Source organism: Brevibacterium sp. LAARM2_SD2 (assembly GCF_057364785.1).
Genome location: NZ_JBNFOM010000003.1, coordinates 158,110 through 181,533, shown reverse-complemented (window position 1 = coordinate 181,533; position 23,424 = coordinate 158,110). Strand labels below are relative to the sequence as shown.

18 protein-coding genes, 1 tRNA gene and 2 pseudogenes are annotated in these 23,424 nt (G+C 68.9%); 16 read left to right on the top strand and 5 right to left on the bottom strand.

Annotation, left to right across the window (positions count from 1 at the left end):
• Positions 1–9 precede the first annotated feature (9 nt).
• Positions 10–1,644 (bottom strand): DNA repair helicase XPB, encoded by a 1,635-nt coding sequence (locus AC2W7K_RS03400; protein ID WP_198499565.1) that lies wholly within the window; start codon positions 1,642–1,644, stop codon positions 10–12.
• A gap of 88 nt (positions 1,645–1,732) precedes the next feature.
• Positions 1,733–3,829 (bottom strand): helicase-associated domain-containing protein, encoded by a 2,097-nt coding sequence (locus tag AC2W7K_RS03395; RefSeq protein WP_198499564.1) that lies wholly within the window; start codon positions 3,827–3,829, stop codon positions 1,733–1,735.
• A 72-nt stretch (positions 3,830–3,901) separates the two neighbouring features.
• On the opposite strand from AC2W7K_RS03395, the gene AC2W7K_RS03390 reads away from it, so the two are divergent.
• From AC2W7K_RS03390 to AC2W7K_RS03370, 5 genes are all read left to right on the top strand, one after another.
• Complete coding sequence (locus tag AC2W7K_RS03390; protein ID WP_198499563.1) at positions 3,902–4,132, top strand: hypothetical protein; 231 nt, start codon at positions 3,902–3,904, stop codon at positions 4,130–4,132.
• A 507-nt stretch (positions 4,133–4,639) separates the two neighbouring features.
• A complete protein-coding gene (locus AC2W7K_RS03385) occupies positions 4,640–5,020 on the top strand; it encodes a cold-shock protein (RefSeq protein WP_198499562.1) in 381 nt (126 codons plus the stop codon).
• Positions 5,020–6,003: a DUF3027 domain-containing protein gene (locus tag AC2W7K_RS03380; protein ID WP_249121014.1), complete on the top strand. Its 984-nt coding sequence runs from the start codon at positions 5,020–5,022 to the stop codon at positions 6,001–6,003. Before AC2W7K_RS03385 ends, AC2W7K_RS03380 begins: the two co-directional genes overlap by 1 nt.
• Positions 6,004–6,011: 8 nt before the next feature.
• Positions 6,012–7,271 carry an MFS transporter gene (locus tag AC2W7K_RS03375; protein WP_198499560.1) on the top strand — a complete coding sequence of 420 codons (1,260 nt, stop codon included), beginning with the start codon at positions 6,012–6,014 and terminating at the stop codon, positions 7,269–7,271.
• Between the two features lie 81 nt (positions 7,272–7,352).
• Entirely contained in the window at positions 7,353–7,847 is a 495-nt protein-coding gene (locus AC2W7K_RS03370) for a DUF456 domain-containing protein (protein WP_198499559.1), read from the top strand.
• A gap of 575 nt (positions 7,848–8,422) precedes the next feature.
• On the opposite strand, the pseudogene serC reads toward AC2W7K_RS03370, so the two are convergent.
• A pseudogene (serC, locus tag AC2W7K_RS03365) lies at positions 8,423–9,573 on the bottom strand (phosphoserine transaminase).
• A 115-nt stretch (positions 9,574–9,688) separates the two neighbouring features.
• Between serC and AC2W7K_RS03360 the strand changes: the two are divergent.
• The 8 genes from AC2W7K_RS03360 to AC2W7K_RS03325 all read left to right on the top strand — a co-directional run bounded on the left by AC2W7K_RS03360 (position 9,689) and on the right by AC2W7K_RS03325 (position 17,497).
• Positions 9,689–10,120 (top strand): pyridoxamine 5'-phosphate oxidase family protein, encoded by a 432-nt coding sequence (locus AC2W7K_RS03360; protein ID WP_486005746.1) that lies wholly within the window; start codon positions 9,689–9,691, stop codon positions 10,118–10,120.
• Positions 10,117–10,359 carry a pyridoxine 5'-phosphate oxidase C-terminal domain-containing protein gene (locus tag AC2W7K_RS03355; RefSeq protein WP_486005745.1) on the top strand — a complete coding sequence of 81 codons (243 nt, stop codon included), beginning with the start codon at positions 10,117–10,119 and terminating at the stop codon, positions 10,357–10,359. Before AC2W7K_RS03360 ends, AC2W7K_RS03355 begins: the two co-directional genes overlap by 4 nt.
• Before the next feature lie 134 nt (positions 10,360–10,493).
• Positions 10,494–12,041 (top strand): aldehyde dehydrogenase family protein, encoded by a 1,548-nt coding sequence (locus AC2W7K_RS03350; RefSeq protein ID WP_198499556.1) that lies wholly within the window; start codon positions 10,494–10,496, stop codon positions 12,039–12,041.
• A 158-nt stretch (positions 12,042–12,199) separates the two neighbouring features.
• Positions 12,200–12,886, top strand: a complete 687-nt coding sequence (locus AC2W7K_RS03345; protein WP_198499555.1) for an iron-dependent transcriptional repressor DtxR — start codon at positions 12,200–12,202, stop codon at positions 12,884–12,886.
• Between the two features lie 430 nt (positions 12,887–13,316).
• A complete protein-coding gene (locus AC2W7K_RS03340; RefSeq protein ID WP_198499554.1) occupies positions 13,317–14,162 on the top strand; it encodes a C40 family peptidase in 846 nt (281 codons plus the stop codon).
• A gap of 463 nt (positions 14,163–14,625) precedes the next feature.
• Positions 14,626–15,126 (top strand): HNH endonuclease, encoded by a 501-nt coding sequence (locus AC2W7K_RS03335; protein ID WP_137824388.1) that lies wholly within the window; start codon positions 14,626–14,628, stop codon positions 15,124–15,126.
• Positions 15,127–15,351: 225 nt separating this feature from the next.
• Complete coding sequence (locus AC2W7K_RS03330; RefSeq protein WP_198499553.1) at positions 15,352–16,416, top strand: universal stress protein; 1,065 nt, start codon at positions 15,352–15,354, stop codon at positions 16,414–16,416.
• Positions 16,417–16,420: 4 nt separating this feature from the next.
• A complete protein-coding gene (locus AC2W7K_RS03325; RefSeq protein WP_198499552.1) occupies positions 16,421–17,497 on the top strand; it encodes a permease in 1,077 nt (358 codons plus the stop codon).
• A gap of 28 nt (positions 17,498–17,525) precedes the next feature.
• Here the strand turns inward: AC2W7K_RS03325 and AC2W7K_RS03320 are convergent.
• Positions 17,526–17,598 (bottom strand) — tRNA-Arg (locus tag AC2W7K_RS03320).
• 203 nt (positions 17,599–17,801) lie between these two features.
• Between AC2W7K_RS03320 and AC2W7K_RS03315 the strand changes: the two are divergent.
• Positions 17,802–18,119 (top strand): annotated as a pseudogene (locus tag AC2W7K_RS03315) (DUF4011 domain-containing protein); the annotation flags it as partial.
• Positions 18,120–18,628: 509 nt separating this feature from the next.
• On the opposite strand, the gene AC2W7K_RS03310 reads toward AC2W7K_RS03315, so the two are convergent.
• The gene (locus tag AC2W7K_RS03310; protein ID WP_486005754.1) at positions 18,629–19,972 is read right to left on the bottom strand and encodes a hypothetical protein; all 1,344 of its coding nucleotides are present in this window, start codon (positions 19,970–19,972) and stop codon (positions 18,629–18,631) included.
• A 220-nt stretch (positions 19,973–20,192) separates the two neighbouring features.
• Between AC2W7K_RS03310 and AC2W7K_RS03305 the strand changes: the two genes are divergently transcribed.
• Positions 20,193–23,024 carry a hypothetical protein gene (locus AC2W7K_RS03305; RefSeq protein WP_486005744.1) on the top strand — a complete coding sequence of 944 codons (2,832 nt, stop codon included), beginning with the start codon at positions 20,193–20,195 and terminating at the stop codon, positions 23,022–23,024.
• 199 nt (positions 23,025–23,223) lie between these two features.
• Positions 23,224–23,349, top strand: coding sequence for a hypothetical protein (locus AC2W7K_RS03300; protein ID WP_269780025.1), 126 nt, complete (start codon positions 23,224–23,226; stop codon positions 23,347–23,349).
• The last annotated feature ends 75 nt before the right edge of the window (positions 23,350–23,424 follow it).

The following is a 23,424-nucleotide window of genomic DNA, read 5'->3' as shown; positions in this document are numbered from 1 at the left end:
GGCCCGCGCCTACCGCACCTCGATGTCGTAGCTGTAGCCCTGCTCGGTGAGGAAGCGGCGGCGCTGGGCGGCGAAGTGCTCGTCGACGGTGTCGGCGGCGACGACGGTGTAGAACGTCGCCGAACCCGAATCCTTCTTGGGGCGCAGGATCCGGCCGAGGCGCTGCGCCTCCTCCTGCCGCGACCCGAAGGCGCCGGAGACCTGGATGGCCACCGAGGCGGCGGGCAGGTCGACGGAGAAGTTCGCGACCTTGGACACGACGAGGACCCGAATCGCCCCCGACCGGAAGTCGCGGAAGAGCTCCTGCCGCTGTGACTCCGGGGTCTGCCCGGTGAGCACGGGGGCACCGAGGGCCTCGCCGATCTCCTCGAGCTGGTCGAGGTACTGGCCGATGACGAGGATCTGCGCCTCCGGATGGTCGGCGACGAGGGTCTTGACGATCGGCAGCTTGGCATCCGAGGTCGCGGCCAGACGGTAGCGGTCCTCGCCGTCGGCGCGGGCATACGCGGTGCGGGTGCCCCCGTCGAGCCGGACGCGGACCTCATGGCACGCGGCGGTGGCGATGAAGCCGAGGCGTTCGAGCTCCTTCCACGGCACCTCGTACTGCTTGGGTCCGATGAGGGAGAACACCTCGTCCTCCCGGCCGTCCTCGCGCACGAGCGTGGCGGTCAGCCCGAGTCGGCGCCGGGCCTGGAGGCTCGCGGTGAGCCGGAAGATCGGTGCCGGCAGCAGGTGCACCTCGTCGTAGATGACGAGCCCCCAGTCCTTGGCGTCGAGGAGTTCGAGGTGGAGGTAGGAGCCCTTCCGCCTCGTCGTGAGCACCTGGTAGGTCGCGATCGTGATCGGGCGGATCTCCTTGACCGATCCCGAATACTCGCCGATCTCGTCCTCAGTCAGCGTCGTGCGCGCGAGGATCTCGTCCTTCCACTGCTTCGCCGACACGGAGTTCGTCACGAGGATGAGCGTCGTCGTCTGCACCCGCGACATCGTCGCGACCCCGACGACCGTCTTCCCGGCCCCGCAGGGGAGGACGACGACCCCGGACTCCCCGGACAGCGACTGGTCGATGGCCTCCCGCTGGTAGTCGCGCAGATGCCAGGCCCCGCCGTGGGCGTCATCGCTGAGCTCGATGTCGTGGGCTTCGCCGTCGACGTAGCCGGCGTGGTCGGAGACCGGATGCCCGAGCTGGAGGAGGGCGTGCTTGAGCTCGCCCCGTTCCGAGGGGTGGACGAGGACGGACTCCTCATCGAGCCGCCTGCCGAACTTGCCGACGAGGTCGGGTTGACCGGTGAGCCGGTCGAGGAGTGCGGTCTCCGTCGACGTCAGTGTCAGACCGTGGATGGGATGGTCGATGAGGGTGAGCACCCCGAACCGGTCCATGATGTCGACGATGTCGACGAGCAGTTCGTGCGGGACCGGGTACTTCGCGAACTCGAGGAGGACGTCGACGACCGATTCGGCGTCGTGGCCGCTCGCGCGCGCGTTCCACAGGCCCAGCGGGGTGATCGTGTACGTGTGGATGTACTCCGGGGTCCGGGCCAGCTGCGCGAACGGGGCGATCGCCACCGCCGCCTCGGTGGCCAGGGGGTGCCCCGATTCGAGGAGCACAGTCCGATCGGACTGGACGATGAGAGGTCCGTTCATGAATTCCTTCGCCGAGGTGACAACGACGAGGTCAACGCGCCGGGCGGCGCGATTGTTCCCACCGGTGCCCCCGCCCGTCGGTGAGTGCTCATGTCGGCTCCGGCGCCGGTTCGACGCTGACGATGCGCGCGATCGACAGGGAGGCCTCGGCGCCGGTCGTCGTCACCGTGCCGCGGACGCGTCCGCCGTTGACCGTCGTCGGCTGCATCTGCACGATGCGCTCCTGACCGTGGGAGTCGGCGAGCCGGATCGTCACGAGCGTCCGGGCCTGTGCGGCCTCCCGCAGCCGATCGAGGTGACCGAGCGGTTCGTCCGTCGGTTTCTGCTCCGCGGTCGCGCCCGCGGGAGAGCGCAGGATGCGGATGTAATCGCCGAGGCGGTCGTCGGTGACCCGGGCCCGTGTCCGCGTCGTCACCTCGGGTTCGGTCTGCGTGATCACCGACCGGCGGCGCACGGGACCGGCGGGGGAGTGGAGGAGCGCGTGATGATCCCCGGCCTCGAGAAGGTGCATCGTGCGCTCGGGGCCGAGCTGGCTGATCGCCACCGTCGGGGCGAGACGGTCGAGGCCGGCGGGGGCCATGAGCGGGTCGGAGAGGATGACGTCGAGGTCGACCGGGTCGTCGACGACGAGGACGGCGCGAGCCCCGGCGACCCGGACCCGGCGCAGCTTCGCCGCAGTGTTCGAGATGAGGAAATCGAGCGTCGAGGGCAGCGGTTCGGCGCTGATGGCGGCGAGTTCGCGCAGCGCTTCGGCGGCGTCGACGCCGGACTGCATGCTCGCCTCGATCGTGTCCCCGTCGATGCGGTAGACGGTGCCCTGGCCGCGGGCTTCGACGACGGCGAAGCGGCGGAGGATGTGGTGGACGCGGGGGTCGATCGGGCCGGTCGCCACGGCGGTGAGATCGGACTGGATGAGGACGGTGTCGACCTCGGGGACGAGTCCCGTGCGGACCTCGGCGACGACCTCGGCGGGCACGGACAGTGCAGCGACGCTGACACCGAGCGGCGCGAGCGCCGGATTGTCACGGACCGCGGCGGCCGCAGCCCGCTCGAGACCGGCGGCGAGCATCACCCCGAACCGGCTCGGTCCGAAATGGCCCGGCTGCTGGAGCGGGGTCGTCGCGAGCCCGAACATCACCGCCGACTGCAGGACCTCCTCGGTGATCGCGGGATCGTGGGCCGGGGTCAGCGGCCGGGATCGCAGGACCTGCGCGTGGATCCACTCGGCCGAACGCGACGATCCGACCCCGATGCCGTGGAGCACGGAGAGCACGGTGGAGCGCAGCAGCGGCATCGCCGGAACCGACTGGCTGAAGCCCTTGAACAGGGACTTCTTCGGGGCGGCGAGGACGGTGAGGCGCTCGTTCGCGCTCGCCCCGGTCACGAGCTGGGTGACGTCCTGGGATTCGCGCAGCCACGAGGAGACGAGGGACGCCCAGAGGTCGGCGCGATCACCGGCGAGCATCGTCGCCGCGTCATCGCTTGCCGTCCACTGCGGGTCGAGCGGATCGTCGAGGACGCCGATGAGACCGAGGGACTTCGCCGCCAGCAGCAGGGTGATCGTCGGTTCGAGGTCGAGTTCGAGGGTGCGCGCAAGGCGGCTGACGTCGCGTTTCGAGATGCCGCCGCTCGTCAGGCGGGAGGCGGGGGAGGACTCCATCTCGTCGACGAGTCCGCGCAGGGAGGACACGACCTCGGCGACGGCTGCCTGTTCGCTGTTGTGGACGAGGGCTTGGGGGATCGTCGTCGCCGAGGCGTCCGGACGCTGGGCGGAGTCCGTGTAGGTGTGCCATGGGCGGGGGCGGGCGGAATCCGCCGCCGAGGTGGGCAGGAGGGTGATCGCCTCGGACTGGATCCGCCAGATGCCGGGGGCGTCCGTCGGCCATGCGAGGCCGAGGTCGCGCAGCCGGGTGAGGTCGGCGTCAGCGGGGACGGCATCGCCGAGGCGGTCGAGACTGATGTCGGGCCCGGTGCGGGCGGCCGTGGCGAGGCCGATGAGGAGGTCGAGCTGGTCGGCGTCGAGCGCTTCGATGCCGCGGGAGACGCCGATGCGCGAGGACGTCGCGGCCGCGAGGGTGGACAGTGTCGGCGACTCGGGCCGGAGGAGGTCGCGACGAGTCCGCACGAACGACTCGAAGTCCGCGTCGGAGCTCTGGGCCAGCCATGTGCTGAAGGTCATTGACATCGCCGTTCAGTGTATCCCCAGGGGTACAATGGACGGGTCAGGAACGCCCAATCACCTCGGGAAGGACGAGCATTGTCAGCCAAGCGTGTCGATACGGCCATCGTCGTCGTAGCCGTCGCAGCAGCCGTCATCGGAGCAGCCGGTCTCATCGGCGTTCTGGGTCAGGCGTGGATGGGGTACACCCCCTCGCACTTGCTGACATACCTGCCGATGATCCTTCTGCCCATCGCCTTCGCTCTGCTCGCAGCGGTCGTCATCCGCTCGGCGCTCAGACGCAGGCAGCCAGGGGTGAATGAGAGCTGAGACGAACCGTGGGCTCACTTCCGCAGGCTCGCTTCTCCGAGGCGATCACCCCCAGTCGGTTGGTGGTTCCATTCGGTCGGACCGCAGTTCACGCCAGCTCACCGAAACCGCTCGGACCGAGCAGCTGAGGACGGCTGGCTCAGCCGGACCCAGCTCAGCGCAGGCAGAGGTTGCGACCAGTTGACGAACGCTCACCGTGACGCTCACGGACAGAGCAACGGCACGCGGCAGCCACCGGGCGACAGTGAGACGTGAGGCGAGCGATGAGACTCTCGCTCAGCCGCCGGAGCCCCCTTCGGTTGCCAAGCCACGAGTGCGAGGCGCTCGACGTCGGCGTCGCGGGATCGACGAACCACCATTGACCACCTCCTTCCATCTGGGTGCGCAGGACATTACCTGGCACCACTGACACAGACCGGCACCGCCGGTCAGAGACACAGGACCCGACCGGGTCCTCCGAGACACCGCACGGCTGCGCACCACGGCAGCACTGCACGAAAGGACACCATGCCAACCGGACGCGTGAAATGGTTCGACGCCGACAAGGGCTACGGCTTCGTCGTCGCCGAGGACGGCTCGCAGGCCTTCCTCCACTCCTCGGTCCTGCCCGAAGGCACAGAGGTCACGAAGGGCACCCGCCTCGACTACGACGTCGTCGACTCCCGCCGCGGCGCCCAGGTGCTCAAAGCACGGCTGATCAGCATTCCCGCGAAGGTCGCGAAGGCCCGCCGCCGCTCCACCGAGGACATGGCGGTTATGGTTGAAGACGTCATCAAAGTTCTCGATGACCTGAACAACGGCCTGCAGCACGGCCGTTACCCCGACCGCGAGCACGGGAACAAGGTCGCCTCGCTGCTGCGGGCGATCGCCGACGATTTGGAGTCATGATGTCCTCTCTCTTCACGACGTGGCTGGACGACCAGCGCACGGGCACCCAGGCCGCCGCCTCGGCGCCTGAGGACGCGGACGTCGCCACCACCTCGGCGCCGGTCGATTCCACCGATGCCGCGACGGCCACTGTCGATGCCGAGACGGCCAGCAGCGATCCCGTGACGACATCGGATGCGCCGTCGACGAAGAAGACCGCAGCCGTGAAACCGGCCCGCTCGACTCCGGAGAAGGTCGTCCTCGACGCCCAGCTGGCAGCGGCGATCGACGTCGCCCGGTCGGCGATCGCCGAGGTGGCCGGCAGCTCCGTGATCGGCGAGCACCTCGGTGCGCTGGCCGAGGGCACCCGGCTCGTCACCCACTACTTCGTGTGCACCGACCCGAGCTACCGGGGCTGGCGCTGGGTCGCCGTCCTCGCCCGGGCACCGCGGTCGAAGAAGGTCACCGTCTGCGAGACCGCCCTGTTGCCGGGACCCGACGCCCTCGTCGCCCCCGAGTGGGTGCCGTGGGATCAGCGCCTCGAACCCGGGGATCTCACCCCGCGCGACACCCTGCCGAAGGTCGACTCCGATCCCAACCTGCAGCCGGGCTACCAGCAGACCGAGGACAACTCGGCCGACAACATCGACCAGATCGCCAACTTCGAGTTCGGCATCGGTCGCGAGCGGGTGCTCTCACCCGAGGGGATCTCCTCGGCCGCGACCCGGTGGGCGAACTCCGATGCCGGCGCCGAAGGCGAATTCTCCACCCGCGCCTCGGCGCACTGCAGCACCTGCGGGTACTTCATGCCGATCGCCGGTTCGCTGCGGGAGCAGTTCGGGGTCTGCGCGAACGCCTGGTCGCCCTTCGACGGCCGCGTCGTCCAACTCGATTCGGGCTGCGGCGCGCATTCGGAGACCGACGTCAGACGCCCGGACACCGAACCGGCCGAAGCCGTCGTCGACGACTACGCCCGCGGCGAACTCGAGTTCCAGGAGGGCTGAACCACTCGATGGCCCACACGTTCCGGTCGCTCGCCGAACCGAACTACCGACACTGGTTCGCCGGCGCGCTCATCTCGAACACCGGAACGTGGATGCAGAGGACGGCCCAGGACTGGCTCGTCCTCACCTATCTGACGAACAACAACGCCTCGGCGCTCGGCATCACGATGGCGCTGCAGATGGGTCCCCAGCTCATCATGTTCCCCTTCGCGGGGGCGCTCGCCGACCGGTTCTCCAAGCGCGCGCTGCTCATGGTCACGCAGGCCCTCCTCGGCGCCGTCGGACTGCTGCTCTTCGTCCTCGTCATCACCGACACGATCGAGCTGTGGCAGGTCTATGTGCTCGCGCTCGTCCTCGGCATCCTCGCCACCCTCGACACTCCCGCCCGCCAGGCCTTCGTCTCCGAGCTCGTCGGCGAGAAGCTCCTGCCCAACGCGGTCAGCCTCAATTCCGCGTCGTTCAACGGGGCGCGGATGATCGGGCCCGCGGTCGCCGGAGTCATCACCGCGCTCGTCGGCGCCGGACCGGTGTTCCTCATCAGCGGGCTCGGGTTCGCGGCGACGCTCACCGTGCTCATCCGGCTCGACCGCTCGCGCCTCCACCCGTCCAATCGCCGGGGCGGCGGCGGGGTCCTCGGCGGGTTCCGCTACCTGCGCTCCCGCCCTGACGTCGTCATCGTGCTCGTCGTCCTCTTCATCGTGGCGACGTTCGGATTCAACTTCAACATCTACACCGCGACGATGGCGCGGATCGAGTTCGGCAAGGATGCGAGCGGATTCGGCCTGCTCAACTCCGTCATGGCGATCGGGTCGGTGGCCGGTGCCCTCGCCTCGGCGAAGCGGGAGAAACCGCGTCTGCGCTTCATCTTCGGCGCCGCCGGCGGGTTCGGCCTCGCCGTCGGACTCGCCTCGCTCATCACGAACTACTACGTCTTCGCCGCCGCGCTCATCCTCGTCGGATTCGCGTCGCTGACGATGCTGACCTCGGCGAACGCCTACGTGCAGACGACGACTCCGGCGTCCTACCGCGGCCGGGTGATGGCGATCTATGCGGCCGTCGTCATGGGCGGCACCCCGCTCGGCGCGCCGCTGGCGGGATGGGTCGCCGACGCGTTCGGTCCGCGCATGTCGATGGCCGTCGGTGCGGCCTCGGGGCTGCTCGCGTTCGCGGTCGGGCTCGTCTGGATGATCGTCGCGAAGAACCTCCGCCTGACCTACGACCCGAAGTCGCGCATCCGGCTCCACGTCAGCTACCTCGGACACCCATAGGGCTGCCGGGTGCCGCACACCCGCGTCCCGTAAGATCGAGCCTGCGCTCTCGTCTCCGAACTCGAAAGGTCCCGTCACGTGGTGGATCCGGACATTCTGACGTCCGTGCTCGTCGGCATCGCCGTGCTCATCGGCTGTCTCGGCATCATCGTGCCGGTGCTGCCCGGATCGATCCTCATCGGCATCGGGGTGCTCATCTGGGCCATCGTCATCGGCACTCCCGCCGCGTGGATCGTCTTCGCGATCGTCGCCGTCCTCGTCGCCGCCGGGATGAGCGCGTCGCTCGTTCTCACGGGCCGCAAGCTCAAGGAGATGTCCGTGCCGAATCGGTCGGTCATGCTCGGCGGAGTGCTCGCGATCGTCGGCTTCTTCGTCATCCCCGTCGTCGGTCTGCCCGTCGGCTTCGTCCTCGGCCTCTACCTCGCCGAGCTGTCCCGACTCAAGGACCCGAAGGTCGCGTGGGGATCGAGCTGGGGCTCGATCAAGGCGATCGGCATCGGCACCGTCATCGAGCTCGGTCTCGCCCTGCTCGCCGCCATCACCTTCGGCATCGGACTGCTCATCCACTTCATGTGAGAAGACGCGGCGACGTCAGGTGCGCTGCGGGCTGACGCCGCGGGGTACCGCGCGGCCTGCGCTGAACGATCCGTCGAGCTCGAGCAATTGCGCTGACTCACGGCGCTCGAGCCGCCGCGCCGGGCGTCGAAGACTACGCGGAGCCCCAACCACTTGCTGCAGCCCAACCACTACCCGGAACATCGAACACTACCCGGAGCGGCTTGTGCGTCGGTGTCACTTCTCGAGAGGCACTCTGAGCCGCTCACACACCGCGTGCACGGGTTGTGTCTGCGGCTGCGGGTGCGGGGTTCGAAATGAGGCTCGGCGAGAGGCACGGTGAGCGCCGAAGACTACCCGGAGTCCCAACCACTACCCGGAGCCCCAACCACTACCCGGAGCGGCTTGTGCGTCGGCGTTACTTCTCGAGAGGCACCTTGAGCCGCTCACACACCGCGTGCATGGGTTGTGTGTGCGGCTGCGGGTGCGGGGTCCGAAATGGTGTTCGGCGAAAGGCGCGGTGGGCGTCGAAGACTACTCGGAGCCCCAACCACTACCCGGAGTCCCAGCGGCCCCCTACCCGGGCCCCAGGCCCGTCAGGCGAGGGCGTCGATGACGAAGTCGAGGCAGCCCAGCAGCGCCTTGACGTCGGCCGGGTCGACGGAGACGAACGTCGCGATGCGCAGCTGATTGCGGCCGAGCTTGCGGTACGGTTCGACGTCGACGATGCCGTTGGCGCGCAGCACCGAGGCGACGCGGGCAGCATCGACGGAGTCGTCGAAGTCGACGGTGACGACGACCGATGAGCGGTCCGCGGGATCGGCGACGTAGGGGTGGGCCACCTCGGCGGACTCCGCCCAGTCGTAGACGTACCCCGAGGTCTCGCGCGTGCGCTCGGTGGCCCACTCGAGACCGCCGTTGCCGTTCATCCACTCGATCTGCTCGGCGAGCAGGAGCAGAGTCGCAACGGCCGGGGTGTTGTAGGTCTGATCCTTGCGCGAGTTGTCGATCGCGGTGACGAGGTCGAGCGAAGCGGGGATCCAGCGCCCGGAGTCCTTGATCTCCTGCGCCCGGGCGACCGCCTTCGGGGAGAGGATCGCCACCCACAGGCCGCCGTCGGAGCCCATGTTCTTCTGCGGCGCGAAGTAGTAGACGTCGGTCTCGGCGATGTCGACGGGCAGGCCGCCGGCACCGGACGTCGCGTCGATGACGACGAGCGCATCGTCGTCGATGCCCTGAGGCCGCGCGATCGTCGTCGCCACACCCGTCGAGGTCTCGTTGTGGGGCCACGCGTAGACGTCGGCGGTCCCGTCGAGTCCGGCGTCGGCCAGGGCGGCGGGGGAGGGGATCGCCGCGGTGCCCGGCTCGGCGGCGAGGATGAGGGAGTCCTTGAGGTGCGGGGCGGTGTCCGTGGCCTTCGCGAACTTCTGGCCGAACTCACCGAACGTCGCATGGGCGGCCCGCTCACGGACGAGACCGAAGGCGGCGACGTCCCAGAACACGGTGGACCCGCCGTTGCCGAGGACGACCTCGTAGCCCTCGGGAAGGTCGAAGAGCTCGGCCAGTCCGGTGCGGATCCGGCCCACGAGGCTCTTCACCGGCGCCTGGCGGTGGCTCGTGCCGAGCACGGTCGCCCCGGCCGCGCTCAGCGCATCGATCTGTGCCGACCGGATGCGGGCCGGCCCGATCCGAAACGTCCGTCGGCGGGCAGGAGTTCGTCTGGAATCGTCAGGTTCGTCGCAGTCACGCACGCCATTCTAAGGTCTCGCCGCACAGCGACCGGAGGCCGTCTCATCACGTGCGGATCGTGCCCGCACCCCGCACGGTCCGGCCGTGTCCGTCACCGCCCGTAGAGTGGAGCCATGAGTGAGCCTGTCGACCGCCTGGCCCAGACCCGGGCCTCCTATATCTCGTCCTCGTTCGACCGCCCCGAGGTCTCCCCGCTCGACTTGTTCCGCACGTGGTACGACGAAGCCGCCGGCCAGGTCCGCGAACCCAACGCCATGACCGTGTCCACGCTCGACGACTGGGGTCCCGTCGCCCGCATCGTCCTGCTCAAGGCCGTCGATACCGCCGGCTTCGTCTTCTTCACCGACTACGACTCGGCGAAGGGACGGCAGCTCGCCGCCGATCCGCGCATCGCGGCGAGTTTCCCGTGGCAGGACATGCACCGGCAGATCCGGATCCGGGGCTCGCCGAGGCGGTCGCCGCCGCGGAGTCCGACGCGTACTTCGCGGTGCGCCCCCGCGGCTCGCAGATCGCGGCGAACGTGTCGAAGCAGTCCCAGCCGGTGAGCGGGCGCGAGCAGATGGAAGCCGAGTACGCCGCCGCCGTCACCGAATTCGAGGGGCGTGAGGTGCCGCGGCCTGCGCACTGGGGCGGGTTCCGCATTCGGCCGTTCGAGATCGAGTTCTGGCAGGGACAGCAGAACCGCTTCCACGACCGGTGGGTGTTCCGACGCGCCGACGGCAGTCACGACCCCGGCGATCTCGCGGCCGCCGACCAATGGGAGCTCGTCCGCCTCTATCCTTGACCGAAAGGTCTGTCTGCACCGACTTTCTGCCGGGCAGGCAGCCACCCTGACAGTGACACCCCCGCCGGGTCTCCCGGCTCGCAGCGTCGTGAGCCGGACGACCCGTCCCCACCCCGAATCCTCAAGGAGCATCCATGGCACAGACACCGCAGGACACCACCACGACCGGCAGCGACCAGGCAGCACCGGAGCGTCCGACCCCGGAGGCCAACCGGGGCAACGCCGCCCGGACGGGTGAGGGCACGGTCGCCCGGTTCGACAACCTCATCGGCGGACAGCGCCGCGGATCCGAGGACCGCGTGCTCAACCGCAACCCGTCCGATCCCGCCGACGTCATCGGCAGCTTCGCCCGTGCCGACGCCCAGACCGTCACCGACGCCATCGCCGCCGCGGCTGCCGCGGCACCGGCCTGGGCCGACTTCCCCGCGCAGCAGCGCTTCGCGATCCTCGACACCGCAGGCACCCTCATCGCCGAACGCGCCGACGCCCTCGCCGACCTCCTCGCCCGCGAAGAGGGCAAACAGCTGACCGAGGCCCGCGGCGAGGTGCTGCGCGCCGCGCAGATCTTCAAGTTCTTCGCCGGTGAGACGATCCGCAACACCGGGGAGATCATCGACTCCGTGCGCCCCGGCCTCGTCGCCGAGATGACCCACGAGCCCATCGGCGTCGTCGGGGTCATCACGCCGTGGAACTTCCCCATCGCCATCCCCGCCTGGAAGATCGCCCCGGCGCTCGCCTACGGCAACACCGTCGTGTTCAAACCGGCCGAACTCGTCCCCGGCTCCGCCTCGGCGCTCGTCGACATCCTCGTCGAGGCGGGCCTGCCCGACGGGGTCCTCAACCTCGTCATGGGGCCCGGTCGCGTCGTCGGGGACGTGCTCACCGCCTCGGCGGACGTCGACGCCATCACCTTCACCGGATCCGCCGCCGTGGGGCGCGGTGTCATCACCGCGGCCAGCGAACACGGGATCCGCGTGCAGTGTGAGATGGGCGGGAAGAACCCGCTCGTCGTCCTCGGCGACGCCGACCTCGACGCCGCCGCCGATGCCGCGGTCAACGGCGCCTTCTTCTCCACCGGTCAGCGCTGCACCGCCTCGTCGCGGCTCATCGTCACCGCCGACGTCCACGACGAGTTCGTCCGGCTCGTCACCGAGCGGATGCAGGGCCTGTCCGTCGGCGATGCCCGCGCCGAGGGCGTCGACATCGGCCCCGTCGTCTCCGACGACCAGCTCGCCCAGGACCTGCGCTACATCGACATCGCCCGGGACGAAGGCGGTGAGGTCACCGGCGGTGACCGCATTGAGGCGGACACGGAAGGGTACTTCCTCGCACCGGCTCTCGTCACGGGCACGAAGCCGACCGACACGATCAACGTCGATGAGGTCTTCGGTCCGGTCGCCTCGGTGATCGAGGTCGCCGACTACGACGAGGCGCTCGCGGTGGCCAACGACACCGCGTTCGGCTTGTCCGCGGGCATCTTCACGTCCTCGCTGAAATATTCGAGCCACTTCAAGCGTTATGCCCAGGCAGGAATGGTGATGGTGAATGCGCCGACGGCAGGGGTGGACTACCACGTGTCGTTCGGAGGTCGGAAGGGCTCGAGCTACGGACCCCGCGAACAGGCCCGAGCGGCACGCGAGTTCTACACCGTCCACAAGACGGCGTACGTCAACGCGGGCTGAGACCCGCAGCGACCCCGCGGCCACGATAGAATCGATGTGAATCTCAGGGGGCCGCGAGACATCGCAGCCGGGGCACGGTCGCACGCCCCCTGAAATGTGTGAACGCCTGACATGGTCTCCCCAGACCTGAAGACGAAGAGTGGAGTGGCTGGTCTTAAGTGAACGACCTCGTCGATACAACCGAGATGTACCTCAAGTCGATCATCGAGCTCGAGGAGCAGTCGATCGTGCCCCTGCGGGCCCGGATCGCCGAGCGCCTCGACCATTCGGGACCCACCGTCTCCCAGACCGTGGCCCGGATGGAGCGCGACGGCCTGCTCCATGTGAGCAATGATCGGCACCTCGAACTCACCCCGGAGGGACGTCGCATCGCCACCGAGGTGATGCGCAAGCACCGTCTGGCCGAACGGCTCCTCGCCGACGTCGTCGGTCTCGAGTGGGAGCTCGTCCACGACGAAGCGTGCCGGTGGGAGCATGTGATGAGCGAGCAGGTCGAGCGCAAGCTCGTCAGCCTGCTGCCTGACACGAAGTCCGGTCCCTACGGCAACCCGATCCCGGGTCTCGAAGTCATCGGTGCCGAAGCGAGCAACGGCGCCGAGGTGGTCGACCTCGCGACCGCGGTCGCCCGCGACGGCGCCACACAGCTGACGATCGCGTGGCTGGCCGAACCGCTGCAGGTCGACATCCACCTCCTCCAGCAGTTCCAGGTCGCCGGGGTGATGCCCGGCACCGACGTCGAGATCACCCGCAACGGCGAATACATCACCGTGCAGGTCCCCGGCGCCGAGGACGTCCTCGACCTTCCCGTCGAGACCGCCTCGCACGTGTTCGCCCACAAGCGCTGATCGGCACTGCCCGCCTGAGGTCCCGGCGTCGCTGTCGGCACCACAGGGCGGTCACCGGTCGCGACATCACGCATCGGTCGCGCTCCGTGACGGAGTCGACGCACAGTGCTCAGAGTGTGTAACGAAACGTTGCACAACCCGGCCCGGGGAGCGGAGATCCGCTCCCCGGGCCGGTGTCTGTAACAGCGAATGTTACGGAGACATGAATCTCATTCAAGCCTCTCACCTCGGCATTTAGGGTTAACCGCGGGGTTTCCCCACCCTGGTCGTGACAGAAACGTGACAATTGATCACTGATTGGTTACAGTTGTGGAGGTCGCCCGCGCAAGCAGGCGACTTCACGCCGGGAGCCGCACGCCACGCCCGCTGTGACACACACCAGGACCGAGAGTGGCGGTCGGAGGAATCCGATAGGTGACGAGAGGAAAACGTGGCAACTAAGCACCATGGCCGCCGCGCCGCAGAGACCAAGGTCAAGACCCCGCTGACCGAACTGACCGAACTCCTGAATGCCAACTCCGCCGTCTTCGGACGTCGCGCAGCCGTCGTCGCTGCCAGCGGTGGCCTTCTCACCGCAGCCGTTCTCCCGGCAGCCGGTCAGGCCGGAGACGACAGCGTCGCTGTCTCCGCCGAATCGCAGACCACTGAGGTCGCCGAATTCCAGAACCAGGCCGCCACGGTCGTTGCCAAGGGCAACACCGACGACAAGGACAAGAAGGCCGAAGGCTCCTCCTTCAGCGCCGACGTCCAGACCGTCACCGCGAAGCCCGCTCCCAAGCCTGAGCCGAAGCCCGAGCCGAAGCCGGCTTCGAGCGCGAGCTCCAGCTCGTCCGACTCCTCCTCGTCCTCGGACAAGAAGTCCTCGTCCAAGTCCGACAGCGACAAGGGCGACTCGAAGGACTCCGGTTCCGACTTCAAGATGCCCGATGGCTCGAAGGCCCAGCAGGTCCTCGCCATCGCCAAGCAGTACGTCGGCACCCCCTACGTCTCCGGCGGCACCTCGCCCAGCGGTTGGGACTGCTCGGGCTACACCTCCTACGTCTACGGCAAGGTCGGCGTCAACCTGCCCCGCACCTCCGGTGCCCAGGGCAGCGCAGGCACGACCGTGTCGAAGTCCGAAGCTCAGCCGGGCGACCTCATCTGGAAGCCGGGACACATCGGCATCTACGCCGGCAACGGCATGATGTACGACGCCGGCAACCCGCGTGTCGACACCAGCTACCGCAGCATCGACTGGATGATCGACGGCGGCGCGAAGTTCATTCGCGTTCTCTGATTCGATTCGCCGGACACTCCCCGCTTCACTCGACGGTCCTCGAGTGAGGCGGGGAGTTTCTGCATCCCCGACGCGGTGCGACCGGCAGGCCTCCCGGGCCGTGCGCGGGCACCGGCGGCCGTCCGAGATCGGCGTGGACGGCCGTTCGAAGTGAACGACGAGGGAAGAATTCATGACGCGGACGGTATGAATTCGATCACAACGGCAATCGGCGTTACTCTTGAGAAGATTGAGTTCCGTAAGCGATGGGAAATCGGATGGGGCATAGTCGAATATTCCGGATAGCCGCTCCAGGTTCTGGCGCGGAGTACATATCTGTGTCTATGTCCGTTTCCAAGGCGTTGTGCTGGTGCACGACGCCTTTTGTGTTCCCTGGGACAGGTGCGCCGCCGGTGCGGCAGCGAGCGAGCCTGAGCGACCGGAGCAGTGGGACACCTCCGCACATGACGATGAGGGGCGAGAAATGAAGACTCTCGTGCTCAATGCCGGATACGAACCGCTGTCGGTCGTGCCGTTCACCAGAGCTGTCGTGCTGGTGCTCACGGGCAAAGCGACGGTGCTCGCAGCGGAGGACGCTCCGGTGAGATCGCAGCACGTGAGCCTCGACCAGCCCTCGGTCATCCTGCTCACCCGGTACGTCAGACCGCCGCGGGACCGCCGGGTCTCGCTCTCCCGCCGCGGGGTGCTCCGCCGCGACAACCACCGCTGCGCCTACTGCACCCGACCGGCGAGCACGGTCGACCATGTCATGCCGCGCTCGCGCGGCGGCGGCAACACGTGGGAGAACCTCGTCGCCTGCTGCCGGGACTGCAACAACCGCAAAGGCGACCGCACGCTCGGGGAGATCGGGTGGAAGCTGAGCTTCCGCCCCAAGGAGCCCCGAGTCGGTCAGTTCTGGATGCGCGGCATCGACAAGCCCGTCGAGCAGTGGCGTCCGTTCCTCGACATGGGTCATGCGGCCTGACCGTTGACGTGATCGTTCTGGGCCCGGTGCAGTCACCGGCGTCCGCCGCCGGCCGACCGCACCGCCGGCACCCCCCGCCGATGACTCGACAGAGGGTCTGACCGGTGACGATGATGTCCGCACTGTGATCGCCACCGGATAACGATGTGACATAGACGGCAGTGTTCGACGCAATGTGCTCTAGTGTTGATTGTGAGAAGTTCGCTGCGACATAAGGAGCGTGCGATGTCAGAGCAGGACCGCACCCAGGGTGCCGGATCGCCGCCGGTCGGTGAGTCCGACGCGGTGATCGTCGGCATCGACGGATCCCCGCCGAGCAGGAACGCGCTCAACTGGGCGATCCAGGAAGCACGGTCGCTCGGCAAGCCGATTCGGCTCGTCGGGGCCTACACGATCCCCAGCGTCGCCGCCGCGGCGATCGACGTGTCGTATGTGCCGATCGACGACTCGGCGATCCGCCAGTCGGTGACGAACACGCTCAAGGAGGCAGCGGCGGAGGTCAAGGCCGCCGGCGTGCCCGTCGAAGCCGTCATCGAGATCGGCGATGCCGCCGGCGTGCTCATCGAGGAGTCGAAGACCGGGGGACTGACCGTCGTCGGTTCGCGCGGTCGCGGCGGGTTCGCCGGCCGTCTGCTCGGCACCGTCTCGAGCGCACTGCCCGCGCACTCCGCCTGCCCGACGGTCGTCGTTCCGGCGGCATGGCAGGCCGAGACGGACAAGGCCGCCCATCCGACGTCGTCACGCCCGATCCGCCAGGACCGCGGAGAGATCGAGGAGACGGATCCCGACGCCGAGGCGATCGCGGGCCTGCGCTTCGACGGCAAGGTCGTCGTCGGCGTCGATTCGCTCGGTGCCGAGTCGCCGGCCCTGTGGAAGGCGGCGCGGCTTGCCGTGCGGCGCGGGTCTCCGCTGCACATCGTCGCGGTCATCACGACGACCGTCATCGGTCCCGAATGGCTGCCGAGCACCGCCGACCTCGAACGCCTCATCAACGAAGGCGCCGACAAGCTCGTCGTCGCCAAGCAGCGGATCAAGGACGAGTTCCCCGACCTCGACGTCACGTGGACCCTCTTCGACGGGCAGCCCGCCGAGGTGCTCGTGCGCGCCTCCGACACCGCAGAGGTCCTCGTCATCGGGTCCCGCGGGCGCGGCGGGTTCGCCGGCCTGCTGCTCGGGTCGACCTCGCAGTCGGTGCTGCCGTACTCGCAGTGCCCGACGATGGTCGTGCGGGTCTCCCGTGACGCGGACAAGCGTCGGGAAGAGGGAGAGATCCCCGAGCCGAGCCTCTGACGCGGTGGATGCTCCAGCACAGACGGCGCCGACCCCGACCGGGCGGCGCCGTCGCCTCGGTGCCGCGGACTGGATCGGTCTGGGATTCCTCGTCGTCCTCCTCGTCGGCGGTCTCACCTGGTCGAAATGGCTGCCGTACTGGGACCGGGCCTGGACGCTGAGCGAGACGTCGGTGTGGGACGGCAGCTCACTGTTCGCCGTCGCCGGGGACGCGATGTCACTGACGGGAGCCTGGGACTTCACACTCGCGTACTTCCTCGCGGTGTGGAAGGCGCTCGTCGTCGCGCTCCTCGTCGCTGCGGCGATCGATGCGCTCGTGCCGCGCGACTGGCTGCTGCGGGTGATGAACCGGCGGCACACCGCGACCCAGTCGCTCGTCGGTGCGACGCTGTCGCTGCCGAGCATGATGTGCACCTGCTGCGCGGCGCCGGTGGCGGCGGGCCTGCGGGTCAGCGGTGTCACCCGCAGCGCCGCCCTGGCCTACTGGGTCGGCAATCCGCTCCTCAACCCGGCCGTGCTCATCTTCCTCGCTCTCGTCCTACCATGGCAGTACGTGGGCACGCGCATCGGCATCGGACTCCTCATCGCCGTCGGGGCCAGTGCCCTCATCGGCACGTGGCTGGCCGGTCGGGTCAAGGACGTTCCGACATCGGCCGTGAGCGAGCCCGTCCGACTCTCATCGATGCCCTTGCGCTATCTGCGCTCGCTGTCGCGGTTCGCGCTCGTCCTCATCCCCGAACACCTCGCCCTCGTCTTCGTCATCGGGCTCGTCGCTCCCTGGCTGACCGGGCTCTACGGCCTCGAGAGTCAGCTGGGAGCACTCGCCATCATCGTCGCCGCGTGCGTCGGCACGCTGCTCGTCATTCCGACCGGCGGTGAGATCCCCATCATCATCACGCTGCTGGCCGCGGGGGTCGGGGCGGGAACGACCGGGGCGCTGCTCATCGCACTGCCCGCGCTGAGCATTCCGTCGATGGTCATGGTCGGCAAGGCGATGGGATGGAAGGCGACGCTGGCAATGGGTCTTGCCGTGATGATCGGGTCGATGCTGGCCGGACTCGGACTGCTCGCCCTGACGTGAGGCGGCCTGCTGAGAAGCGGCGTGAAGGCGCCCCCGGGCAGATTCGAACTGCCGACACCCGCTTTAGGAGAGCGGTGCTCTATCCCCTGAGCTACGGGGGCCGTGTGGCTGTCGTCAACCACGATCACCCAGTGTAGCGTAGAAGAAACCTCGATGATTCACGGTGCGCCAGCACGTGTTATGGGAAGTTTCTCGTTAGGGTCGAACTGTGCCAGATTCCGTTGTTGACGATCAGTACCCAGAGCTCGGGGGCGCGTTCGCCGAGTGGAAGCAGCAGGCCGCCCACCTCGGCGGTCGCGACACCATGCTTCATTTCCGGGACTCTCGCGACGGCAGCATCGACCTCTCGGGAGCCCACCCGTCGGGCCTCGCTCAGCTGCTCGCCGGTCGCCCCACGCGCCTGTCGAGCCTGATCCGCGACCACGAGATCCTCGCCGACGCCCGCCGTCGTGCCCGGTCGATCCGCTCGAAGGCCGAGCAGCTCGACAACGAACGCGGCATCCGCACCGCCCACCTCGCGATCGGCTTCGCTTCGTGGACGGAGAAGGACTCCAAATACAAGTTCAACGCCCCCGTCGTGCTGCGCCACATCACGCTCGTGCCGCGGGGCTCCCGTGTCGAGGACTACGAGATCGTCCTCGGCAATGAGATCACGATCAACCCGGCCCTCGTCCGGCACCTCGCCGAGGTGTACGACCTCGACGTGCCTGTCGACGACTGGGTCGACGCCACCGGGGGACCGCACGGCTTCGATCCGGGGCCCGCACTCGACCGCCTCGGCGAACTTGCCCAGTCGGTGCCCGGTCTGCGGATCAACCACCGCTTCATCGTCTCGACGTTCGCGAACATCGCGAGTTCCTTCACCGGCGATTACCTGCCCACTCAGCATCCGATCCTGCGGGCACTCGCCGGCGACGCCGAGGTGCGCGGACAGTTCGGCGGGGGCGTCACCGTGCCGTGCCGGACACCGCGATCGGCGGCACCGTCCGGACAGGACACGAGTGGCGCGACGTCCGCCGCATCCACGGCCGCGCCAGGCAGCGTCGATGCGTCTGCCACCGGCGACGATGCCACGGGCGCTGCGGCGACTAGTGCTGCTTCCGCGGCGGCAGTTTCCTCGGCGACCGCTGATCACGCCGACGAGAAGTCACCGACCACAGGACCGGCTCCTTCCGACGCGAGCCCGGCGACGGGGACCGACTCGACAACGGTGACGAACGCTGACGCGACAACGGCAGCGAACACCGAAGAGGGTGTTGCCTCCGCATCGCGCACGACCGCGGGAAAGTCTGACGGCGACGACGCAGCATCGTCCACCGGCGCCGACGCCGGCGCCGGCAAGCCGGGCACTGGCAAGCAGGACGCAGACAAGCCGGGTGCTCGCAACCAGGACACAGGCCAGAAGCCGAGCTCCGACATCACGGCCGCAGACGAAGCGGGCGCGACTGAGTCGACAGCGACCGCTGGCGAGACGTCCGTCGCGGACGGTGCACCGACGTCGGCGAGCGGCGAAGACGACAGCGCCGCGCGCAGTGATCGTGCGGCCGACGACCGCGCTGCCGCCGACACGACCACCGGTGACCGGGCATCCGGTGCCGCAACGACCTCAGGGTCGACGACCGCGGATTCGACAACTGCGGACTCGACGACCGCAGACTCGGACACCTCCGGCAGCGCCGCGACGCCGGCTGAGAGACCGGAACTCCCAAGAAGACCGCGACTGGCACGGACGCTGCGACGGGCGCGGACACCGCGACGGACCGGTCCGATGCAGCCGCGACAGGCACAGCCGCGCCCGGCGCCAGTGCCGGGGCCGACAAAGCCTCCGAGGCTGGGGACGACACCGGCGAGCCGACCGTGCCGATCAGCTCGGCGGACTCGACCGGCGCCGCCACGCAGGCCGCCGGCTCCGCGCCACGCGCCGTCGGTTCTGCTGCGCAGGCCGGCTCGACGCCAGCCGCCGGTTCGGCACCAGCCGGTTCGACGGCACGGCCCGGCTTGGCATCGCGTGCGTCCGATACGGGGATGCCGGCGGGCGAGGAGTTCGTGCCCGCGGCGCTCCAGGAACCGGTCACGCCCCTGCCCGATCGCAAGCCGCAGGAGGAGTTCCTCGTCATCGACGTCGACGGTGACCAGCAGGCCGTCGTCGACGCCGCAGTCTCGGGACGGTCCGTCGTCGTCGACACTCCGCCGGGCACCGGCGCGACCCAGGTCGCCGTCGCGGTTGCCACGACACTCGCGCACACGGGCAAGAGCGTCCTCTTCCTCGCCCAGACCTCCGATGCGCTCGACGATTTCTCCGCCCGCCTCGGCGAGGTCGGACTCAGTGACTTCGCCGTCGACACCCGTGAGGGCGCCGACCACATCAAACGTCAGCTCATCGGGCTCATCGGCTCGGCTGAGCGGGCCGAGCGCCCCGACCTCGCGGGTCTGCTCGGCGAGCTCAACGAGCAGCGTGCGACACTGAGCGACCATGTCGCCTCCCTCCACCGTCGCGCGCGCCGTGGGACGTCTCCGTCTACGAGACGATGCAGCATCTCGCGGAGCTCACCTCGGGCGATGACTCGCCGCAGACCGGAGTGCGGTTCGGTGACGACATCCTCGAAGCCAGCGACGACCGGCGCACGGCGCTGCGCGGCAAACTCGGCGAACTCGCCTCCCTCGGCGCCTTCACCCTCGACGTCGAGGACACCGTGTGGTTCGGCGCGACCTCAAATCCGTCGACGAAGCCGAAGCCGCGCGCACCGTCGCCGAACGCCTCGGCCGCACCCTGCCCGACCTCGTCGCCGCCGTCGAACCCGTGCTCGCGAAGGCCAAGCTCAACCCGCGGCGCAACCTCGACGACTGGTCGCGGGCGATCAAGGTCCTCCTCCGGGTCCGCACGACACTCGACCGGTTCGCCCCCGACGTCTACGACCACCGGCTCGACGACCTCATCGCCGCCACCGGATCCTCGGAGTACCGGAGCGAGCGCGGCATCGAGATGGGCATGCTCCAGCGCAAGCGCCTGAAGAAGTCCGCACAGGAGTTCCTCCGTCCCGGCGCCGAGGTGCCCGACCTCCACGCGGCCCTCATCGACGTCCGCGCCCAGCGGGTCATCCTCCGCGACCTCGCAGGCCATGACGGACGTCCGCAGATCCCGCGCGGCGTCCTCGAAGCCGATGAGATCCTCCAGGGCGTCGAAGCCGACGTCGCGAAGCTCGCCCCGGTCCTCGAGACCACCCCCGACGGCGGCGACCTCGGCGGCATGCTCATCGAGGAGCTGCAGGCCCGCGCCGAGGCGATGGGCGGAGATTCCGAGAACCTTGCCGACCTGCCCGAACGCTCCCGACTCCAACGCGAGCTCAGCGCCGAGGGCATGTCCGACCTCATGACCGACCTGCGCCGCCGGAAGGTCGAGAACCACCTCGTCGGTCCGGAGTTCGACCTCGCCTACTGGGCGTCGGTGCTGCAGACGATGGCGAGCGAGGATCCGCAGATCGGCCGCCATGACGGGGCCGCTCTCCACCGTGTCGCCGAAGGCTTCCGCGACAATGATCGCGCCTTCGTCGCCGCCGGTGCCGGACGCCTGCGGTTCAACCATGCCCAGGCGTGGAAGCGCGCGATCGACGCCGACCCGATCGCCGCCGGCGTCATCAAGCAGGAGCTGCTCTCACCGCACACCTCGGTGCAGCGGATGTCGACGAAGGCCCCGGACCTCCTCACGACGCTCGCCCCGGTGTGGATGGCCAGCCCCTACACCGTGCCGGAGCTCTTCGCCGCCCTTCCGCTCTTCGACGCCGTCGTCATCGCCGACGGCGGTCGGCTCTCGGTCGCCGATGTCGTGCCCGGCATCACGCGCGCCCGTCAGGTCATCTCGCTCGGCGACTCGCGTCTGCTCGGGCCCCGGTCGTTCTCGATCGCCGTCGACCGGTGGGGCGCCGATGACGGGGACCATCCGGACTCGGTGCAGGACCGCCTCGGCGAGTTCCTGCCGCGGATGAACCTCTCGAACTCCTACCGGCTCTCTCCCGTCGGCCTCATCGATCTCGCGAATCGCCACTTCTACGATTCGACGATCTCGACGCTGCCGACTGCGCACACCGGGGAGGGCACCGGCCTCGAATTCTCCTATGTCTCCGAGGGGCGCGGCCCCACCGACATCGGCACCGGTCGCGTCGAGAGCCCCGATGCCGAGGTCAAGCGCGTCGTCGAACTCGTGCTCAAGCACGCTCGCACGCGGTCGCGGGAGTCCCTCGCCGTCGTCGCGCTCACACCCCACCACGCGCAGCGGATCGCCACGGCGATCTCCCGGGCGATGAAGGACCTGCCCTACGTCGCGGCGTTCTTCAACGACCCCGGCAAGGAGCCGTTCGTCGTCACCGACGCCGAACGCGTGCAGGGCATGTCCCGGGATGCGGTGATCTTCTCCCTCGGCTACGGACGCACCGTGCACGGCCGGGTCATCCCGGACTTCGGTCCGCTCTCGGGTCCCGACGGCGATCGGATCCTCGCCGCCGTCGTCACCCGGGCCCGCAAGCGCCTCACCGTGGTCTCGAGCATCGAGTCCGACGACTTCGACGAAGCGAAGCTCACCGGGGGAGCGACCCTGCTGCCGAAGCTGTTCGAGGAGATCGCCGCCGGCGGTGTCCGTCAGCCGGGTCCGCACGGGGAGATCTACGATCCGCTGTTCAACGACATCGCCGATCGCCTCCTCCAGCTCGGCGTCGTCGCCCACGAACACTACAACGGCATCGATCTCGCGGTCGCGAACTCCGCCGAGGACGAGCACGGGATGATCATCGCCGTCTCCGGCGACGGCCCCGACTACGCCTCGATCCGCAGCCTCCGCCAGCGCGATCGGGTCGTGCCCGAACAGCTCGAGCGCCGCGGGTGGAAGTTCATGCGGGTGTGGTCGACGGATGCCTTCGTCGATCCGCAGGCCGAGACGGAGAAGGTCTTCGACGCATGGAAGGCGACGGTCGAGACGATGAGCCCGCAGGCCGTGCTCAATGCCGCCCGGGCCGCGTCCGTCGTCGTCGGGCGCACGGGCAGCCGTCCGAAGCTCGTTCCCGGGCTGCCGATGCACAAGTACTCCGATGAGGGTCTCGACGCGATGATCGACTGGATCCAGTCGGATGCGGTGGTGCGCGGCGACGGGGAGATCAAGGAACTCCTGCGGACCGCGCTTGCGCAGAAGGGCAACAGCCCCCGCGGGGAGACGCAGCTGCAGGCGGCGGTCGACCGCTACCGTCAGCGCCATGCGCAGGCGAAGAAGGTCACCGGCGCCGAGGTGTTCATCCCGACCGCTGATGCGCGCGGTCCCGAGGAAGGCGAGGTCATCCCGAGCTTCGACACCGGGCAGATCCGCGCCGAGTCGCTGCGCGATGCCGGACTCATCGACGCCGAGGCGGATGCCCCTGCCGACTCGGGGTCGGATGTCACTGCTGAGCCCAGGTCGGACGCTGAGTCGACGACCGCCTCGGCGGAGGACGCGGAAGCAGACTCCCGCAGCGGTGAGCGAGACCGCCCCGATGAGCAGTCCTGACGACTCCTCGACACCCGCGAACGACCCAGCCACGGAGGCGAGTGAGGATTCGGGTTCTGCGGATCGCTCTGCCGCGTCGGACGGGAAGCGCGGGGCCGGGGAGGGCTCAGCCGAGGGTCACGCAACCGAGAACAGCCCCACTCCAGCCGAAGACCGCCCCACCCCAGCCGACGATCGCCCGACCTCAGACGAGGATGCCGTGAGGAAAGAGCGCCTGGAGAGGGCGCTGCGGAAGTATCGCGCGACCCTGCGCAACGAAGCCGAATCCGGCAATGAGGGCTTCAGCGCCGAGCACTACCGGTCGCAGAAGCCCCCGCACTGGTGACGGCGCTGACCCTCACCGCGGACATGACGAAGGGCCGCCTCCCGGCAGGGGAGACGGCCCTTCGTGACCACGTCG

What these genes read in the sequence shown, in the direction of transcription:
- AC2W7K_RS03400 (WP_198499565.1), bottom strand. Translation starts at nt 1,644, where the DNA reads ATGAACGGACCTCTCATCGTCCAGTCCGATCGGACTGTGCTCCTCGAA.
- AC2W7K_RS03395 (WP_198499564.1), bottom strand. Translation starts at nt 3,829, where the DNA reads ATGTCAATGACCTTCAGCACATGGCTGGCCCAGAGCTCCGACGCGGAC.
- AC2W7K_RS03385 (WP_198499562.1), top strand. Translation starts at nt 4,640, where the DNA reads ATGCCAACCGGACGCGTGAAATGGTTCGACGCCGACAAGGGCTACGGC.
- AC2W7K_RS03380 (WP_249121014.1), top strand. Translation starts at nt 5,020, where the DNA reads ATGTCCTCTCTCTTCACGACGTGGCTGGACGACCAGCGCACGGGCACC.
- AC2W7K_RS03375 (WP_198499560.1), top strand. Translation starts at nt 6,012, where the DNA reads ATGGCCCACACGTTCCGGTCGCTCGCCGAACCGAACTACCGACACTGG.
- AC2W7K_RS03360 (WP_486005746.1), top strand. Translation starts at nt 9,689, where the DNA reads ATGAGTGAGCCTGTCGACCGCCTGGCCCAGACCCGGGCCTCCTATATC.
- AC2W7K_RS03350 (WP_198499556.1), top strand. Translation starts at nt 10,494, where the DNA reads ATGGCACAGACACCGCAGGACACCACCACGACCGGCAGCGACCAGGCA.
- AC2W7K_RS03335 (WP_137824388.1), top strand. Translation starts at nt 14,626, where the DNA reads ATGAAGACTCTCGTGCTCAATGCCGGATACGAACCGCTGTCGGTCGTG.
- AC2W7K_RS03330 (WP_198499553.1), top strand. Translation starts at nt 15,352, where the DNA reads ATGTCAGAGCAGGACCGCACCCAGGGTGCCGGATCGCCGCCGGTCGGT.
- AC2W7K_RS03310 (WP_486005754.1), bottom strand. Translation starts at nt 19,972, where the DNA reads ATGGTCGCTCAGTGTCGCACGCTGCTCGTTGAGCTCGCCGAGCAGACC.